The organism is Candidatus Rokuibacteriota bacterium (assembly GCA_030647435.1).
Lineage (GTDB): Bacteria > Methylomirabilota > Methylomirabilia > Rokubacteriales > CSP1-6 > AR37.
On sequence record JAUSJX010000115.1, the window covers coordinates 73,936 to 91,756 of the forward strand.

Genomic DNA, 17,821 nt, shown 5'->3' on the forward strand with positions numbered 1-17,821 from the left:
GCGCAGGGCGGCGCTAGGGCGCCGTGACGGTGACGGCGCCGGCCGACGAGGTGATGGTGAAGTTGACGTCGCCCTGCTTGGCGTACTGGTACGGCGTGAAGCCGGTGGGCGGCGTCGGGACCCTCCCCAGGAACGGCCCGCCGGTGACACCGGAGGCCGTCCGCGCCTCGGTCAGGTCCGCGACGGACCCGGGCAGCGCCCCGAAGGTCGCCTGGTACTGGCGGACGGCGCTCGCGATGGCCTGGGCGTCGTCGCGCGCCTTGGTGGCGCGCGCGGCGGGCAGGTCCTCGCTGATGCCCTTCTGCTCGCGCTCGCAGGCCCCGAGCCCCAGAGACAGCAGCGCGATCAGGACGACGGCCGCCTTCAGCATAGGCGTCATTATGCCAGAGCGCGCCGCGCGCAGCGGGTCGGCGATGCGCAGCGCGAGCGTCACCCCCTCCTCTGCTGGGCGACGGAGATCCCCGCCGCGCCCATCTCGATGAGCCTGCCGCCTTCGGACGCTGGGCGGAATTGCCGCAGCAGCTCCTCGCGACTCGTCCCCGGCGGATAGAAGTATTCCGCCCGCTCGGCGGAGAGCGCGTGGGAGGCGATGAGGCGGTTCTCCTGCGGGATGCCGGCCATGCGCTCGGCGAGGAGCCAGGAGACGCCCGGGCCGAGCTTGAAGCCGGTGCCGCAGCCGCTGCCGGCATAGAAGACCGCGCCGCCCGTGCCCGGCACCAGGCCCTCGAAGGGCAATTCCTCCGGGTTCATGTAGTAGGCGCCGCCGGCGATGTCCGCGGGCGTCTTGCCGAGGTTGAGTCCCTGGGAGGACAGCACGGGGAAGTGAGGCATCACCTCCACCAGGGTCTCGATCATGACCTGGTCGAGCCCCACGCGCATGCCGCCGATCTCGCCGCCCCGCGGCCGGTAGTCGTCATGCTGGAGCTCCCGGTGGTGCGTCCCGAAGATGAGCCCGTCGCCCTCGGGCCGGAAGTAGATGTCGCGCCAGTGCGAGATAGTCGGCGCGTCGATCAGTTCGACCTCGCGGCGCGCGCCGTGCGGCCCCACGGCGTAGCGCCGCTGGGCAAATTTGTTGTCGGGCGAGTTCCGTATGTACGGCACCTGGTGGAAGCTGGTGAAGGTGGGCATCTCCCAGCCCGCCGCTCTCCGCACCAGCGCGGCGTTGCCGCGTCCCGCCGCCAGCACGATCCTGTCGGCCTTGAGCGTCTCGCGGGCGACGACGTGGCGCTCGGCTCCGCGCTGGGACCAGCGCTCCAGCACGAGCCCGGTCACGCGCTCGCCCTCCCGGAGGAATTCGGCGACGGGGGAGTAGAGGCTGACGCAGACGCCCGCCTCGAGGCAGGCCTCGAAGAAGCCGGTGAGCGCCGTGCCGCCGTCGGCGAAGCCGCCCTCTTCGTCGGCCAGCACGTGGGTCGAGTCCTCCACGTCCATGATCCGCTCGAGGTTGCGGCGGCGGCCCGGTCCGAGCCGCGCGAGATAGTCCCCCATGCGGACCACTTCGAGGCGGCCACCGGCGCCCTCGGCGATCCTCGTAACTTCACCCAGGATGCCGGGCACGCCGGACTCGGACACGAAGCGCGCCCAGCCGGTGGGCACGAAGCCCAGGTGCACCGGCGCGCGGAGCCCCAGCCGCGCGACGGGATCGCGGTAAATCTCGCGCGCGAAGGCCGCCACGCGGACGACGTCGAGGTCGGAATAGGCGATGCGGATGATGCCGCCCGTGTTGACCGTGATGCACTCGCCGGGGACGGCGTTGTCCTCGAGGACGAGCACGCGCGCCCGCTGCTGCTTGGCGAGAAAATACGCCGCCGGCAGACCGTAGATTCCGGCGCCCACGACGATGACGTCCCAGGGCCCGGGCGGAACCCGCGCGTCCGCGCCCTGGAAGACCCGGCCGGCCGGCGCTCCGTCAGTACCGGGCATCCCTGGGCTTGACTCGGTTGGGGGGCTTGTCTCTGTTGGGCCAGTCTCGGCTCTTCGCCTTGAAGTCGGGCCGCGGCCGGCGCGTGAAGTAGGCGGCGACGTCGTATGCCTCCTGGTCGGTGAGCGCAGGGCCGCCCAGCGGCATCTTGGCCTTGACGAAGGCCGCGGCCGTGTCGAGGCGGGCCATGCCGGCGCCGATGTTAAAGGAGCGAGGCCCCCACAGCGCGGGGAACACGGTGTAGCCGCCCGCGCCCATCACCCCCTGCCCCAAGACGCCGTGGCAGGCCGCGCATTTCGCGGCGTAGAGAATCCCGCCCTTGGCGGGATCGGCCGGACGCGAGGCTTCGACCGGCTTGAAGCCGCGGCCCTCGACGGAGACGCCCGTAGGCACGTCCTTCGACAGCCACCAGATAAAGGAGAGGAGGCCGCGCATCTCGGCAGAGTCGAGCAGCAGGGGCTTGCCGTTCATGGAGCGGCGGAAGCACTCGTTGATGCGGTCGGCGAGCGTGATGACACGGCCGCTCCGGGGGTCGTACTCGGGATAGACACCCCAGAGTCCGACCCAGGGCAAGGCGTTGGGCGCGCGGGCGCCCTTGATGTGGCAGCTCGTGCAGTCGAGCCCGGCGCCCACGTTCGCCTTGGCGTAAGAAGACGTCCGCGTCGCGACCTTCTCGCCGTGGCGGATGGCCTCGCCCAAGGGCCCGAACGGAATCGCGACCGCGGCCGGCGGCGCGAAGGGCGCGTCGGCCCTGGCGGCGCCGGCGGATGCCACGAGCAGGGCGGCGGCGAGAGTGGCGCTGGCGCGCACGGCCGTCTACTTCATGGGCGAGTACGCCGTCGGCTTGAGGATCTGGGCCGTCAGCCGGCTGAGGAGCGGCCCGTTCTTCTCGGTCTCGGCGAACTTCGCGAGGCGCTCCGGGTCGGCGATGAAGGCGCCCCACTTCTTCTCGCGGTCCGCGAGGCTTTCGTAGGCCAGCATGTAGATCAACTGCTCGGACGAGCCGCCGAGCTCGTTGGTCCAGAAGCCGACGACCTGGATGCCGTACTTCTTGAAGTAGCCCAGCGTGATGTCGACGAAGCGCCGGTTCAGGTCCGGCAGGCGCAGGGGCATGGCGTAGTACGTGCGGAGCTCGTACATCATTGTAAAGGTCTCCTTGTCGGTGGGGTGTGCGCGGCAGGCCCGAATCTAGACGCGGGCCCACCCGCTGTCAATTGCTCATTTGCGTCCCCATTTACTTTGGGGGCCCGAAAGCATTATGGTACTGGACCATGGCCGACAAATTCGTCACCCTGCCCGAGATTCGGAAGTTTGCTCAGAAGGTCCTGCCGAGAGACGCGTGGAACTTCGGCGACGGCGGCGCCGAGAGCGAGACCACGCTGCGCCGCAACCGGCGCGCCATCGACCGCCTCGCCATCCGCCAGGACATCCTGGTGGACGTCCGCGAGATCGACCTGCGCACGTCGCTGCTGGGGCTGCCGCTATCGTGGCCCGTGGTGATCGCACCGATGGGCGGGCTCATCCTGTTTCACCCCGAGGGCGACCGCGAGATGGCCCGCGGCGCCGCGCAGGGCGACACGCTCCAGTTCCTCTCGGGCGCCGCCGGCTGGTCCGTCGAGGACGTCGCCAAGTCGAGCCCGGGCCCGAAGATGTTCCAGCTCTACCACCACGGCGACCGCACGTGGGCGGCCGACGTCCTCGCGCGCGTCGAGGCCTCGGGCTATCAGTCCGTCGTCCTCACCGTGGACGTGCAGGTCTACGGCAGGCGCGAGCGGGACATCGTCCACCGCTTCAGCCCGCGGGATGCGATGTCGCACGCGCCCAACCCGCGCGGCCCCGACGGCAGCTACCCGGAGCGCCTGACCTGGGACGACGTCGCGTGGCTCAAGAAGACCACGCGCCTGCCCATCGGGATCAAGGGCATCATGACCGCGCGCGACGCCAAGCGCGCCGTCGAGGCGGGCGTGGAGATCGTGTGGGTGTCGAACCACGGCGGCCGCCAGCTCGACCACACCCAGGGCGCGATCGACGCCCTGCCGCCGATCGTGGATGCCGTCGCGGGCCGCGCCGCCATCGTGATAGACGGCGGCTTCACCCGCGGTACGGCCGTGCTGAAGGGCTTGGCGCTCGGCGCGACCGTCGTCGCGGTGGGACGCACCGTGCTGTGGGGGCTCGCCGCGGACGGCGCCGCCGGCGTCGCCTGCGCGCTCGACATCCTGCGCCGGGAGCTCCGCACGACGATGGCGCTCTCGGGCCAGACGAGCGTCAAGAACCTGGAGCGCGACCTCGTCTTCCGCGTGGACTGAGGCGGCGCCCAGGAGCGCCGAGCCAACAGGTCCGACTACGGCAGGAGATCGGCAACCGGGATGTGGGAGCCGCGGGCAGCGAGAGGAGCCACGGATCCCTCGGGTCCAATGGTCGTGACGGACTGGTAGCGCCAGCCGAAGGGTGCGGCCGGTTCCTGGCACCACCGCCACGTCGGGCTCGGGCTCGGACTCGGCGTCCAGCGCGATGGGCCCCTGAGCGCGCACCTCCCAGCCCGCGCCGAAGGCCGTCCGAAGCGCATCCTCCGCCAGCCAGATCGCGGTGAAATGGGCATGATTGTCCTTGATGGTGAACTCTTTCGTTCCCACGGCGTCTCATGGACGTCCTTCGTAAACCGAATCCCACGTTTCATGAGTGCCTCTGCCACAGCTTCGACGTCGTCCGCAGCTGAGCGATCACGCTCGACATCCCCATGGTCCCCTCCGGCTGGCTGCTGCGGCTTACAACGCCATCAGCCGACGAACCCTTCAACGGAAATCCGGCGCTTTCCGACTGGACTGGACGCCCCAGGTCGTTGATACCCCCGCCCCGGGGCGGCTGTCAGCGTGGGGCGGAGCGGTGGCGGACGTCGAGGATTTCGAGCAGCGCTGCGTTCACCTGGACAGGCGCCTCGTAGGCCACCCAGTGGCCTGCGCGCTCGATGACGCGGAAGTCGAGGTCGGGCTGGAAGCGCGCAAGCGTCCGCCGCCGCTCGTGGAGGAAGGGCAGGGCGAAGGCGTCCTGCGCCCCCCAGATCCCGGCGATCCGCGCGCGCACGGCGGGGAGCGCCCGCAAGAGGGTGTCGGAGGCGGGGATGCCGCCCGACTTGATCCGGGCCAGACGAATGTTCTCCATCTGGAGGTGGACGGCGAGGTCGTCGGCCTTCCCTGGATCGGCGAGCATCAGAATGCGCAGGTTCTCGCGGTGCGTCGCCATCACCTCGGCGGGTGTCATTTCGGGCCGCGTGCGCGCGAGCGGCCGGTCGGTCCCACCGGGAAGGGCCATGCCGTTGGGGCCGAGGAGCACGAGGGTGCGCACGCGTTCGCCCTGGCGGGCCGCCACGAGCCCGCCGATGATCCCGCCGAAGGAGAAGCCCGCGAGGTCGAGCGGCCGGGGCGGCGGCACGAGCGCGTCGAGGCACGCCGAGACGATGTCGGCGAGGCCCTGGGCCGTGTGGGGCTCGTGAGGCAGGTCGGAGTCGCCGAAGCCGGGCATGTCGGGGACGATCACGCGGAAGCGCGCGGCGAGCGGCAGCACGTTCAGGAGCCAGTGGGTCCACGAGCCTGTCGCCCCGTGAAGCAGGACGAGCGGCGGCCCCGTGCCCCAGCACCTCCACACCATGCGCCCGTCACCGCACGCGGTGTACTCCCGCTGCGCCAGGCGCTCGATGCGCTCGACGACCGCTGAAGGACAGGAACGCTCATACCCAGCGAGGTCCAAGAGGCGATAGGGCCTTTGTGTTTCCTATCTATGCTCTGAACTGCGGCAAAAACGTGCAGCCGTTGGCTGCGCACTTGAGACCTCAGGCCTAAGACCTACCGCCGAGTCTGCAATGAACGTTTAGTCGCCTGGGATAGCTGGCAACAGCTTGCCGTAAAGCTTGCCCAGCTGATCCACGTAGAGGGTTCGTTCCCCGACCTGCACCCTCCAGAACGGGTACGTCCGTACATGGGTAATATCACCGGGCTGGAACATCAAGGTCGCATCAGCGCGCCTCAACCGATTTGGAGCGACCTTCAGCGCGGCAGCGACCACATTCAGCGCCTCTTCAACGGTGAGATGCTTCAGCGGCTGCCCGAACGCCGTCACCTCCTCGAACGCGCCGGTGTATCCGTTGACGAGCACGCACACGCGGGCGAGTGGGCTTCCGGCTTCACTTCGTTCGCCGCGGACGCCGAAGGGGACGATGTAGTAGTGGGGAACCTGGGTGGCGCGGGACCGCGTACGCGACTGGGCGCGCTGGCCGGCGGGGCGAATCGGCGGCCCTTCTCTCACGAGCAGCGGGGTCAGCACCTCCACACCCTTCCGGACAAGCAGACCGTATTTTGGCATCTCACCCAGGCGTTGCTCTTCAATCCAGCGGCGGGCCGCCGCCACCGCCTGCGCCGGCTTCAGCAGCCTGCTACCCGTACGCTTGACCTGCTTCACGCGGGCCTGTCCTTTCGTGAGGGGGGGCTCAACGATCGCCACGTATTTATTGAGCCAGGTTCCACCATACATCACCGCACCGTTCCATGGACCGCCGTACCACTGGGCGGCCGTCATCATCGTGTCGGTGCCCACATTGTGGGGCTCCGGATCGTGATAGTGGATTGACTGAAGCACCGGGCTGCTGCCTGTGACCGGCTCGACATCCGTCGTCCAACCGACGATGACGACCCAGTGGCCGCCCTGGTTCACCAGCGTGGGTGCGGGAAACTCCCGGCGGTTCATCCAGTAGAGCGTGGAAAATAGCAAGCCGTCACGGCTCGCATTCGCGAATTCTGACCAGTGCACGCCAGCAGGATTCGCCGCCGATTGCAGACACCCCTGCAGACCGTGCGGGTCGGTGGCCCACCCGCTGTCGGCGGGGTCGGTGCTGTTGTTCACCTGGATCGAATTCCACAGGGCAAGCTGCGTGTAGAACAGGCGATCCGGCGGGTTGGGATAGCCGTTCCGGGACATCTGGGCGCTTGCCGCGCCGCACCAGAAGCACATCTCCTGGCCATAGAGCGGAACATTGCCGCCGATGTCCTTCGTATACATAGCGCCCTCCTTTGATCAGCCGATCCAGTACGCCGAGGGTAGACCCCCATGGCGTCGGCCGCAACCATATCATCGATATGGTGGCATACGGGAGGACGCCACGCGGGCGGGCGCGACCTCACGGTCGACGTGGATCACGAGCGCGGGGTCGCGGTCGGCGGCGAGAAGCGGCTGCAGCCCCTGAGGCAGCGCGGAGACGGCCACGGGCTCGCGAGGGTGGCGATGGTGCGCGTCAGTGGTTCGGCAAGGACAGGACCCGGACGCGAACCTGGATGAGGCCGGCCTGGACGTAGCCCAGCGTTTCTGCCGCCGCGTAGGACAGGTCGATGATGCGGCCCGGCGCCCCCGGGCCACGATCGTTCACTCGAACCTGAACCGAGCGCCCATTCTTCAGATTCGTGACGAGCAGGTGGGTGCCGAGGGGAAGCGTGGGGTGCGCGGCGGTGAGTTTGTGCATGTCGAATGGCTCGCCGCTCGTCGTGAGGCGCCCCTGGTGCTCGCGGCCGTACCACGTGGCGTCTCCACTCTCCGTCGCGCCCACCATCGGCTCGATGGGCAAGCGCGAGGGAGTCGGTGCCGGGGCGCCCACCACCGGCTCAGTGGGCAGGCGCGGAGGAGCGGACGCCGTCGCGCAGGCCGCCAGGGAGAGCGCGAGAGCCAGTCCTGCCAGACGAATCAGCGCGTAGAGCCATCGCGTCGGTGACGTCACCGGGCGCGACCCATTTCCACCCATTCAGTCGTTCCCCAGCCCGCTGCGAGCCATACGCGTCAAAAGGGGGATTGCTGGTTGTGCTTGGTTGCGTCGGCGAGATCGCTGTACCCCTACTCCGAGCAGGGTTGGCCCCGTGTCGATCAGGAGCGCGGCGTCTTCGCGGCAGCCCGAGGGCCCGGTCAGACGTCCCCTCACGCGGAACAGGCGCATGGCCCCGACTCTACGCCGGGCGCTGAGAGCCTCGCAAGTGCCGCAGGAACGATACGGTGAAGAACAGGGGGGCCGGTGGTGATTTGTGGCATGCTCACCGCTGTGACAGCAGCTACATCCGTGCAGAGGCGAGGTTGGCGCCGGGCATGAACGAAGCCGACACCTGCCGCAAGCAAGTCGTGCCCCTTCTTCAGGCGGCCGGTTGGGACGACGAGCCGCATTCCATCGCCGAGCAACGCACGATCACGGACGGCCGCATCATTCCGGTTGGTAAGGGCTTTGTCCGCAAGCCGCCAAAGCGCGTGGACTACTTGCTGCGCTACACGCGCGACTTTCCGCTCGCGGTCGTCGAGGCGAAGGCCGCCTACAAGGCCGCGGCCGACGGGTTGCAGCAGGCGAAGGACTATGCCGGGATGCTCGGATTGAAATTCGCCTACGCGACCAACGGGGACGAGATCATCGAATTCGACTACACAACCGGGCTGGAGCAGACCCGGGCCGACTATCCGACGCCCGATCAGCTCTGGCAGCGCTACCGCACGGCCGCCGGTCTCACCGATCCGAATGCGGCGGCCCAGCTCCTCACACCGTTCAACCACACGGTCCGTCAGGGCGAGCGTTACTATCAGCAGATCGCGGTCAACCGCGTGGTAGAGGGGATCCTCAATGCCCGGCGCCGATTGCTCATCACGATGGCGACCGGTACCGGTAAGACTGCCGTGGCGTTCCAGATCTGCTGGAAGCTCTGGACCGCCCGCTGGAACCGTACCGGTGAACATCGCCGGCCCAGGATCCTCTACCTCGCCGACCGCAACATTCTCGTCGACTATCCGAAGGACGGCATCTTCGCGGCGTTCGGCGATGCGCGCTCCAAGATCGAGTCCGGCGAGGTGGTGAAGAGCCGCGAGATGTACTTCGCGATCTACCAGGCACTTGCCGAGGACGAGCGGCGCGCCGGGTTGTTCCGGTCCTTCCCGGCCGACTTCTTCGATCTCGTCATCGTGGACGAGTGCCACCGCGGCAGCGCGCGCGACGACAGCTCGTGGCGCACGATCCTCGAGTACTTTGAGCCGGCGTTCCAGCTCGGCATGACCGCGACGCCCCTTCGCGACGACAACCGCGACACCTACCTCTACTTCGGCAACCCCATCTACGAGTACAGCCTACGGCAGGGCATCGACGACGGCTTCCTCGCGCCCTACCGCGTGCACCGGGTGATCACCGAGTGGGACGCGGCCGGCTGGCGGCCAAGCAAGGATGAGGTGGACCGCTACGGCCGGCCGATCCCCGACGACGAATACCAGACCAAGGACTTCGAGCGTGTGGTGGCGCTGCGGGCCCGTACCCAGGCGATTGCGCGGCACCTTACCGACTTCCTCAAGAAGACCGACCGCTTCGCCAAGACGATCGTGTTCTGCGTGGACCAGGAGCACGCCAGCGAGATGCGCGCGGCGCTCTCCAACCTCAGCAGCGACCTGGTGATGCGGTACCCGGACTATGTCTGCCGCGTCACCGCCGACGAGGGCGACATCGGACGCGGTCACCTCGGGCGGTTTCAGGATGTTGACACCCAGGTACCGGCGATTCTGACCACGTCCCAGTTGCTCACCACGGGCGTGGACGTGCCCACGTGCAAGAACGTGGTGCTCGCCCGCGTGGTGAGCTCCATGAGCGAGTTCAAGCAGATCATCGGGCGCGGCAGCCGCGTGCGCGACGACTACGGCAAGCTCTGGTTCAACATCATCGACTACACCGGCTCGGCCACGCGGCTCTTCGCCGACCCGGATTTTGATGGTGACCCGGCGCGGCTGACCGAGGAAGAGCTCGCGGGGGATGGCTCGGTCCGTGCCGTTCACGAAACGCCCGCGCCTTACGATCCAACCGAGCCAGACGGGAAGCCGGAGATCGTCGAGCCGCCGGCCGAGGAGCGGCGGAAGTTCTACTTCGACGGCGGCCGTGTCGAGGTGGCGGCACACCTCGTCTATGAGCTGGACCCGGACGGCAAGCAACTCCGCGTGGTCCGCTACACGGACTACGCCGCTGAAAAGGTTCGCATGCTCTGCCCGACCGCGCCGGAGCTTCGGGCCCAGTGGGCCGACCCGGCGAAGCGGTCCGAGATCATCCGGCGGCTGGAGGAGCGCGGCATCAGCTTCACCGAGCTAGCCGAGGCCGCCCATCAGCCCGAGGCCGATCCGTTCGATCTGCTCTGCCATCTGGCGTTCAACGCTCCATTACGCACCCGCCGGGAGCGGGCGCAGCGGCTCCGCGAAACTCGCAAGGACTTCTTCGACCGCTACGCTCCCGAGGCCCGTCAGGTGCTGGACGAGCTGGTCGAGAAGTACGCTGAACACGGCGACGCCCAGTTCGTCCTGCCCGACGTGCTCCACGTTCCGCCGCTCTCGCGGCACGGCACCGTCGCGGAGATCGTCAAGCTCTTCGGCGGCGCCGAACAGCTCCGCACCGCGGTGACCGAGCTCCAGGCCCAACTCTATGCGGCGTAGGGCAAAGGGCCCCACCGCTCCCGCTCCCACCACCGCCCAGTCGCTGGGGAGCCTGATCAAGTCCGCGCGCGACATCATGCGGAAGGACAAGGGACTCAACGGCGATCTCGACCGCCTGCCGCTGCTCACCTGGATCATGTTCCTCAAGTTCCTCGACGATCTGGAGTTACAGCGCGAGGAGGAGGCCTCACTCGCTCGGAAGAAGTTCCGGCCGGCCCTCGAGGCTCCCTACCGCTGGCGCGACTGGGCGGCCAACCCGCAGGGCGTCACCGGCGACGAGCTGCTGGCCTTCATCAATCAGGATGAGACCGTCCGCCCGGACGGCACGCGCGGGCCCGGGCTGTTCGCCTATCTGCGCGCGCTCACCAGCGCCAATGGCGACGACCGCCGCGACGTGATCGCCACTGTCTTTCGCGGCGTCGACAACCGCATGAAGAGCGGCTACTTGCTGCGCGACGTCATCAACAAGATCGCGGGCATCCATTTCACTTCGAGCGAGGAGCTGCACACCCTCGGCGCCCTCTACGAGTCCCTCCTGCGCGAGATGCGGGACGCGGCGGGGGACTCTGGCGAGTTCTACACGCCGCGCCCCGTGGTGCGCTTCATGGTGGCGGTGACCGACCCGCGCCTCGGCGAGACCGTGCTCGACCCGGCCTCCGGCACCGGCGGCTTCCTGGTCGAGGCGTTCAACCACCTCGGCGCACAGGTAAAAACCGTGGCAGACCGCGCAACGCTCCAGAGGCGCTCGCTCTCCGGCTGCGAGCCGAAGCCCCTGCCCTACCTGCTCTGTCAGATGAACCTGCTGTTGCACGGCCTCGATGCCCCAGAGATCGACCCCGGCAATGCCCTGCGCCACAAGCTCTCCGAGATCGGCGAGAAGGAGCGCGTGGACGTGATCGTCACCAATCCACCCTTTGGCGGCGAGGAAGAGAAGGGCGTCCAGGGTAATTTCCCCGAGGACCGGCAGACCGCGGAGACGGCGCTGCTCTTCCTCCAGCTCATCATGCGCAAACTCCGCCGCCGCCCCACGTCTGCCGGCCTGCCGGCACGCGCCGCCGTGGTCGTGCCCAATGGCACCCTCTTCGGCGACGGGGTCTGCGCCCGCATCAAGGAAGAGCTGCTCAAGGAGTTCAACCTCCACACCATCGTGCGCCTGCCCAACGGCGTGTTCGCGCCCTACACCAGCATTCCGACCAACCTGCTGTTCTTCGACCGCTCTGGGCCGACTCAAGACGTCTGGTACTACGAGCATCCGCTGCCCGAGGGCCGGAAGAACTACACGAAGACCACGCCCATCCAGTTCGAGGAGTTCACGGCCTGCCAGGCGTGGTGGACCCACCGGAAGGAGAACGAGCGCGCGTGGAAGGTTCCCGCCACCGAGCTACTCGCCAGCAACTGCAACCTTGACCGCAAGAACCCGCGCGCCAAGGAGGACATCGCCCACCTGCCGCCCGAGCAGATCGCCGCCAGCATCCTGGAGAAGGAACAGCGCATCGCGGAGATCATGGGGCGCATCCAAAAGCTGCTGGCTCGGAGCGCTGAGTCTTGACGCCCGGCACCCACATGGCTCTCCGGGGCAAGATTTCCGAGACAGTGATTCGGAAATCTTCTCGTTCCGCCCCTCTTCGGATTCGCTCGACAGTGTCGAGCATATTCGGCGCCGCCTCACCGACGAGGCGCAGATGAAGAGGGAGTGGCCCAAGGTTCGGCTGGGGGAGGTGCTACGCCATCGTAAGGAGTTCGTGACGATTGACGACCTCACGACCTATCGCCGCCCACGGGTTCAATTGCACGCTCAGGGCATCGTTCTCCGCGACGAAGTTCCCGGCACACTCATCAAGACGAAGCAGCAGCAGGTGTGTCGAGCCGGAGAGTTCCTAGTCGCTGAAATCGATGCCAAGGTTGGTGGCTTCGGCGTGGTACCAGAGGCGCTCGATGGCACCATCGTCAGTAGTCACTATTTCCTCTTCGATCTTGACGAGGCCAAGCTAGAGCGCGGGTTCCTCGACTACTTCATTCGCACGCTGGCGTTTCGCGAGCAGGTTGAAGCACAGGGGTCCACGAACTATGCGGCGATCCGTCCGGCGGATGTTCTGGGCTACGAGATCCCGCTGCCGCCGCTTGCGGAGCAGCGCCGCGTGGTGGCGCGAATCGAGGAGCTGGCCGCCCAGATCCACGAGGCCTGCACCCTCCGCCACCAGACGGCAGAAGAAACGGAGGTATTGGTCGCTTCAAAGGTCTCCCATATTTTCGGAAATGGTCAAGTCGAAGGCTGGCCAGGGAGGACGCTCGGCGATTATGTGTTGGACGACTGCTACGGAACATCCGAGAAAACCTCTGACGACAGTACAGGCATTCCGGTACTTCGGATGGGAAACATACAGAACGGACACCTTGACCTCCACGATCTGAAGTTTCTTCATCTCTCCGAAAAGGAGCGCGCCAAGCTCATACTGAAGCAAGGAGATATTCTCGTAAACCGGACAAACAGCGCCGACCTCGTAGGGAAATGCGCGGTGTTTCATGTAGACAGAGACTTCTCGTTTGCGTCGTATCTCATTCGGCTGCGCGTCGATCAAGAACGTGCCCATCCGGAGCTTGTCGCTGCCTACATCAATTCACCACTTGGTCGGGCCTATATGCTCAGTGAAAAACGACAGATGACGGGACAGGCTAACGTCAACGCCACCAAGCTGAAGGCACTGCCGATCGCCCTTCCCTCACTTCCCGAGCAGCGCCGGATCCTGAGCGAGTTGGATGCGTTGCAGGTGCAGGTGGATGCGATGAGGCGCGTGCAAACCGAGACCACCGCCGAACTCGCGACCCTGCTTCCCGCTGTCCTCGACCGCGCCTTCAAGGGTGAGCTCTAGCCCTGGCGACACTGGATTATGGGGCCAGGTCTTGAAACACCACACCGTCCGTCGCGCATCCCCACGACCCGGCGCGCCTTCTGGAGCCGTCCACGCGCGATCATGGCCGCGACGGGGTCCGCGTGAACTGCGTGCCGTCGGGGCCGGAGCGAGCGTCGGATTGACGGACCGCTGATGATCCGGCTCGCCGAACGCACCTACGAAGAAGCTGCCAGGCTCGCCCGCGATCCGAAATCGGTGGTCGTGTTTCCGCTGGGCGCCATCGAGGAGCATGGTCCGCACCTTCCGCTGCTCGTGGACTGGCTGGGCGCGGAGGAGCTGGCGCGGGTGATCGCGCCCTACCTGCGGCGCGCGGGCTGGCGACCCGTGCTCGTGCCGTCGATGCCCTACGGCGCGAGCCCGCTCGCCGAGGATTGGAGCGGCACGGTGTCGCTCTCGACCGGGACGCTGCGGCGGGTGGTGGGGGAAATCATTCGCGGTCTCGCCCGCCACGGCTTCCGGCGGTTCGTGCTCACCAACTATCAGGCGGATCCAGGGCACCTCCGGGCCATGGCCCTCATCAAGCGCTCTGCCGAGCGGCGCGGTCGGATGCAGGTGCTCTTCGCCGGTTTCGCCCCAGACCACTCGAATGCGGCCATGGTCAATCCCCGCATCACGGCGCTCTGCCGGAGTCCGCGGCCGGATCGAGAGTGGCACTCGGGCGAGCTCGAGACGGCTATGGTGCTCGCCGTCCGCCCCGGGCTCGTTCGCCGCGCCCTCGCCCGCCGACTGCCGCCCGCCTGGATAGATGTGAAACGCGCGCTGGCGGCGGGCCGCACCACATTCAGAAAGATGAACCCAAAGGGCCGGGGATACTTCGGCTGGCCGGCGGCGGCGCGCGCCGGGACCGGCCGCGCCGCCCTCAAGCTCCGCGCCCGGTTGATCTCGCAGGATCTGATCTCCGAGCTCCAGACGTGGCGCCCGGCGGCGGAGCAGTGGATCAAGGAGGGCAAAGAAGCCGCCCATGGGACGCGCCTCTCTTGCCACTGCTTCCGGGCCAACGAGGTGCGGTTGCTCCTCGGGGTCATCGCCTACAATCTCGGCACCCTCCTGCGTCGGCTCGCTCTCCCCCTTACCATTCAGAGTTGGTCCCTGACGAGCCTCCAGCAGCGGCTGTTCAAGACCGGTGGTCGCCTGATCCGGCATGCTCGGTACTTCGTCCTCCAGCTGGCCGAACGCCACTTGACGCAGCGCCTCTTTGGGCAGATTCTCGGGCGTACCGAGCGGCTCGCGGGGCATCCGACGTGAGCGACACGACGGCGACGGAGGCAGCGAGACGCGGAGCGAGATCGACCCGGGCGGGGGTGTCACCGCGGTGGGTGGTCAAGGGTGGCACGCCTCGGAGCACGCGGGGCCAGCAGGGCACGAATCCCGAGAAACCCCCTGTCAGCTATTCCGCACCGGGCGGAACGGCAGGTTGGAGAGCATGCAACGCGCTTAGCAATTGACACTCCCCGGACGCCGGCAGTACTGTGAGGCACCAGCAGCCACGCCAGCCTATTCCAAGCCCTGCGAGGGACCTCCATGAAGATCAGCGCGTTTCACTTGATGCCGCACCGGGAGCTGCCCGCCGATTTTGAGAAGCGCTACCCGTCCGTGTGGGTGACGCCGCCCTGGTGGGAGCTGGCCGATCCCGTCCGCGTGGGGCAGTACTACAACTGGACGCTCGACGAGCTGCTGTTCGCGGCCCGCGCCGGCTTCGACGGCGTGTGCACCAACGAGCATCACCAGAACGCCTACGGCTTCATGCCCAGTCCCAACCTGATGGGCAGCGTGCTCGCCAAGGCCACCAATGATCTGCCCGTGGCCATCGTGCAGATGGGCGCCACGCTGCCTACCCAGAACCCGCCCATCCGCGTGGCGGAAGAGTACGCCATGCTCGACTGCATCAGCGGCGGGCGGCTGGTGGCGGGTCTGCCGCTTGGCAGCCCCATGGACGTCAACCTCTGCTACGGCATCACGCCCATGGAGCATCGCGAGCGCTACCGCGAGGCCTTCGCCCTCACCATGAAGGCTTGGCAGGCGCGCGAGATCTTCCCGTGGAATGGCCGCTACTACCAGCTGGCCAACGTGAACCTCTGGCCCCGTCCCATCCAGCAGCCGCATCCGCCCGTGTGGGTGCCGGGCTCAGGCAGCATCAGCACCTTCGACTTCGCTGTCGAGAACGAGGTGTGCTACTGCTTCCTGAGCTATTCGGGCGCCCGCTCGGCCAAGGGCATGATGGACGGCTACTGGGACGTGGTCACCAAGAAGGGCCGCGACGCCAACCCTTACCGCGCGGGCTTCCTGCAGTTGGTGGTCGTGGCCGACACCGACGCGCGCGCCGAGGAGCAGTACGCGCGGCACGTGGAGTACTTCTATCACAAGTGCCTCCACGTCCCCGCCGTGTGGTTCTCGCCGCCGGGCAATCAGGATTACCGGAGCCTCCAGGCCACCGCGCGCAACCCCATGCGCTACGCGGTGAATACCAAGGAGCTCCGCTACCGCGACTTCGTCGAGAAGGGCTACGTCATCGCCGGCAGTCCCGCCACCGTCCGTCAGCAGCTCGAGGAAGAAGTCGTCAAGGGCCTCCGCGTCGGCAACCTGATGGTGCTCCTGCAGATCGGCTCCATGCCCCACGAGCTGACCCTGCAGAACATGGACCTCTTCGCCCGCGAAGTCCTCCCCTCCCTCCGCGGCTTCTGGGAGGACGAGGGCTGGGTCAACCACTGGTGGCCCGAGAAGCTCCGCAAGCGCGCACCGGAGCCCGCCGTGGTCGCGGCGCGATGAGCAGTCTCAACGACACCCAAGCCCGCACCCTCTCCGTCTGGCAGAACCGCGTCCGCATGCGCGTGCTTTCGAAGGGCGCCGGCCCCGCGCTCGTCTTCTTCCACGGCCCCTGGGGCCTACACTGGGACCCGTTTTTGGACACGCTGTCCCAGCACTTCACCGTCCACGCCCCCGAACACCCCGGCACCACGCCCGGCGCGCCCGACGACATCTATCATCTGGACGGCCTCTGGGACCTGATCCTCTGCTACGACGAGCTGCTGGAGCAGATGGGCCTCGAGGGCGCGGCCTTCGTGGGCCATTCCTTCGGCGCCATGGTTGCCTGCGAAGTGGCCGCGGCCTACCCGCGCCGCGCCAGCCGCCTGGCCCTCATCGATCCCCTCGGCCTCTGGCGCGACGACGCCCCCGTCGTCAACTGGATGATGCTGAACCCACAGGAGCTGCCCGGCGCGATCTTCCGTGATCCCGCGAGCGCCGGCGCGCGTGTGATGTTCGCCCAGGCAGAGGACGAGGAGGCCCGCGTCACGGCCCAGGTCGAGCTCACCTGGGCCATGGGCGCCACGGGCAAATTCATCTGGCCCATCCCCGACAAGGGCCTGAAGAAGCGCATCCACCGCGTGAAGGCGCCCACGCTCCTGATCTGGGGCGCCGAGGACCGGCTCGTGCCGCCCGTCTACGCCGACGACTTCGTCCGCCACATCGCGGGTGCTCGGGTGGAGACCGTGAAGGAGGCGGGGCACGCGCCCCATCTCGAGCAGCCGGCCGCGGTGGCGGAGCTGGTCCGCAACTTCCTGCGTCCGTAGAGGCGGACCCTCGCCGATAGGCGTATAGTCGCGGGCGCAGGAAAGCGGAAACGGTCCGGACGAAGTCAGGAGGTGGGCCATGGCGAAGCAGGGAAACATTCTGGTAGGGACGATCGGCCAGGGCGTCATGATGAGCGCTGACGACGGCGAGAGCTGGACACGGGCCAGCGTGCGACAGGGCATGCATTCCGACTGTATTGTGCGGGCGCTGCTACCAGATCCGCGGCGCCTGGATGTCGTCTACGCCGGGACCGACATGGGCCTCTACGAGAGCGATGACGGCGGCGCCCATTGGCGCCTGCTGGACACGCCGATGAAGGGCTCCATGGTCTGGAGCATGGCCATCGACCCGGTCGATCCGAATGTGATGTTCGTCGGGACCGGCACGCCCAGCAAGCCGGGCATCTATCGCTCCACCGACGCCGGGAAGAGCTGGGAGCAGCTGGCCGTGGACATCGCCGCGGAGTGCCCGAATGTCGGCATCCCAACTGCTCCACCAAGCTTTGCATCAACCGCGCCTTGGCTCGCACCACGTGGGCCGGCACGGGCAACTGCGGCCGCTGGAGGACATTCCAGAGGTCGCCGATGCGGGCCTCGCTGACCGCGCTGACAGCACGCCAGTGGCAGCGGCGGGCGCGCGTGATCTGCGAGGAGCACCTGGCCATCCTGGGCGCGCTCGAGGCGGGCGACTCGGCGCGCGCCGAGTCGCTCATGCGGGGCCATCTCCGGCAGATCCAGACGGAGACCGTGGGCGGCAATCCGTGACTGACCGCCGGCGCGGGAACGATGTCGGCCAGCCCGAGGTCCCCGAGCAGGTCAACGCCATGATGGACCGCTTCCTGACCCTGGCCGTCCTGGAACCGGTCGGGTGGTCCCGATGAGCGCCGCCGACACGTCGCTGCCACTTCGCTCGCTCCTGTTCGCCCCGGGCAACGAGCCGCGCAAGG

Annotated in this window: 16 protein-coding genes; 9 read left to right on the forward strand and 7 right to left on the reverse strand. The window is 67.6% G+C overall.

What is annotated here, in order from left to right:
• Positions 1 to 13: 13 nt before the first annotated feature.
• Genes Q7W02_20150 through Q7W02_20165 form a run of 4 tightly spaced genes read right to left on the reverse strand, consistent with a single transcriptional unit; the run spans position 14 to position 3,064 of the window.
• Positions 14 to 433, reverse strand: a complete 420-nt coding sequence (locus tag Q7W02_20150; protein MDO8478461.1) for a type II secretion system protein GspG — start codon at positions 431 to 433, stop codon at positions 14 to 16.
• Positions 430 to 1,923 carry an FAD-binding oxidoreductase gene (locus Q7W02_20155; GenBank protein MDO8478462.1) on the reverse strand — a complete coding sequence of 498 codons (1,494 nt, stop codon included), beginning with the start codon at positions 1,921 to 1,923 and terminating at the stop codon, positions 430 to 432. Before Q7W02_20155 ends, Q7W02_20150 begins: the two co-directional genes overlap by 4 nt.
• The gene (locus tag Q7W02_20160; GenBank protein ID MDO8478463.1) at positions 1,910 to 2,731 is read right to left on the reverse strand and encodes a c-type cytochrome; all 822 of its coding nucleotides are present in this window, start codon (positions 2,729 to 2,731) and stop codon (positions 1,910 to 1,912) included. Before Q7W02_20160 ends, Q7W02_20155 begins: the two co-directional genes overlap by 14 nt.
• A 6-nt stretch (positions 2,732 to 2,737) precedes the next feature.
• Positions 2,738 to 3,064 (reverse strand): NIPSNAP family protein, encoded by a 327-nt coding sequence (locus tag Q7W02_20165; GenBank protein ID MDO8478464.1) that lies wholly within the window; start codon positions 3,062 to 3,064, stop codon positions 2,738 to 2,740.
• A gap of 128 nt (positions 3,065 to 3,192) precedes the next feature.
• Between Q7W02_20165 and Q7W02_20170 the strand changes: the two genes are divergently transcribed.
• Entirely contained in the window at positions 3,193 to 4,227 is a 1,035-nt protein-coding gene (locus tag Q7W02_20170) for an alpha-hydroxy acid oxidase (GenBank protein MDO8478465.1), read from the forward strand.
• Positions 4,228 to 4,786: 559 nt separating this feature from the next.
• Here the strand turns inward: Q7W02_20170 and Q7W02_20175 are convergent.
• The 3 genes from Q7W02_20175 to Q7W02_20185 form a co-directional block, all read right to left on the reverse strand.
• Positions 4,787 to 5,566, reverse strand: coding sequence for an alpha/beta fold hydrolase (locus Q7W02_20175; GenBank protein ID MDO8478466.1), 780 nt, complete (start codon positions 5,564 to 5,566; stop codon positions 4,787 to 4,789).
• A gap of 219 nt (positions 5,567 to 5,785) precedes the next feature.
• Positions 5,786 to 6,970 carry a hypothetical protein gene (locus Q7W02_20180; protein MDO8478467.1) on the reverse strand — a complete coding sequence of 395 codons (1,185 nt, stop codon included), beginning with the start codon at positions 6,968 to 6,970 and terminating at the stop codon, positions 5,786 to 5,788.
• Between the two features lie 232 nt (positions 6,971 to 7,202).
• Entirely contained in the window at positions 7,203 to 7,679 is a 477-nt protein-coding gene (locus Q7W02_20185) for a septal ring lytic transglycosylase RlpA family protein (GenBank protein ID MDO8478468.1), read from the reverse strand.
• A 359-nt stretch (positions 7,680 to 8,038) separates the two neighbouring features.
• On the opposite strand from Q7W02_20185, the gene Q7W02_20190 reads away from it, so the two are divergent.
• The 8 genes from Q7W02_20190 (at position 8,039) to Q7W02_20225 (ending at position 17,639) form a co-directional block, all read left to right on the forward strand.
• Complete coding sequence (locus Q7W02_20190; protein MDO8478469.1) at positions 8,039 to 10,393, forward strand: DEAD/DEAH box helicase family protein; 2,355 nt, start codon at positions 8,039 to 8,041, stop codon at positions 10,391 to 10,393.
• Positions 10,383 to 11,942: a class I SAM-dependent DNA methyltransferase gene (locus Q7W02_20195; protein ID MDO8478470.1), complete on the forward strand. Its 1,560-nt coding sequence runs from the start codon at positions 10,383 to 10,385 to the stop codon at positions 11,940 to 11,942. The genes Q7W02_20190 and Q7W02_20195 overlap by 11 nt, the downstream gene beginning before the upstream one ends.
• A gap of 133 nt (positions 11,943 to 12,075) precedes the next feature.
• Positions 12,076 to 13,263: a restriction endonuclease subunit S gene (locus Q7W02_20200; protein MDO8478471.1), complete on the forward strand. Its 1,188-nt coding sequence runs from the start codon at positions 12,076 to 12,078 to the stop codon at positions 13,261 to 13,263.
• Between the two features lie 174 nt (positions 13,264 to 13,437).
• Complete coding sequence (locus Q7W02_20205) at positions 13,438 to 14,550, forward strand: creatininase family protein (GenBank protein ID MDO8478472.1); 1,113 nt, start codon at positions 13,438 to 13,440, stop codon at positions 14,548 to 14,550.
• Between the two features lie 276 nt (positions 14,551 to 14,826).
• Positions 14,827 to 16,071 (forward strand): LLM class flavin-dependent oxidoreductase, encoded by a 1,245-nt coding sequence (locus Q7W02_20210; protein MDO8478473.1) that lies wholly within the window; start codon positions 14,827 to 14,829, stop codon positions 16,069 to 16,071.
• On the forward strand, positions 16,068 to 16,874 hold the full coding sequence (locus Q7W02_20215) for an alpha/beta hydrolase (GenBank protein ID MDO8478474.1): 807 nt from the start codon (positions 16,068 to 16,070) through the stop codon (positions 16,872 to 16,874). Before Q7W02_20210 ends, Q7W02_20215 begins: the two co-directional genes overlap by 4 nt.
• A gap of 79 nt (positions 16,875 to 16,953) precedes the next feature.
• Entirely contained in the window at positions 16,954 to 17,475 is a 522-nt protein-coding gene (locus Q7W02_20220; GenBank protein MDO8478475.1) for a hypothetical protein, read from the forward strand.
• Positions 17,460 to 17,639 carry an FCD domain-containing protein gene (locus Q7W02_20225; GenBank protein MDO8478476.1) on the forward strand — a complete coding sequence of 60 codons (180 nt, stop codon included), beginning with the start codon at positions 17,460 to 17,462 and terminating at the stop codon, positions 17,637 to 17,639. The genes Q7W02_20220 and Q7W02_20225 overlap by 16 nt, the downstream gene beginning before the upstream one ends.
• The last annotated feature ends 182 nt before the right edge of the window (positions 17,640 to 17,821 follow it).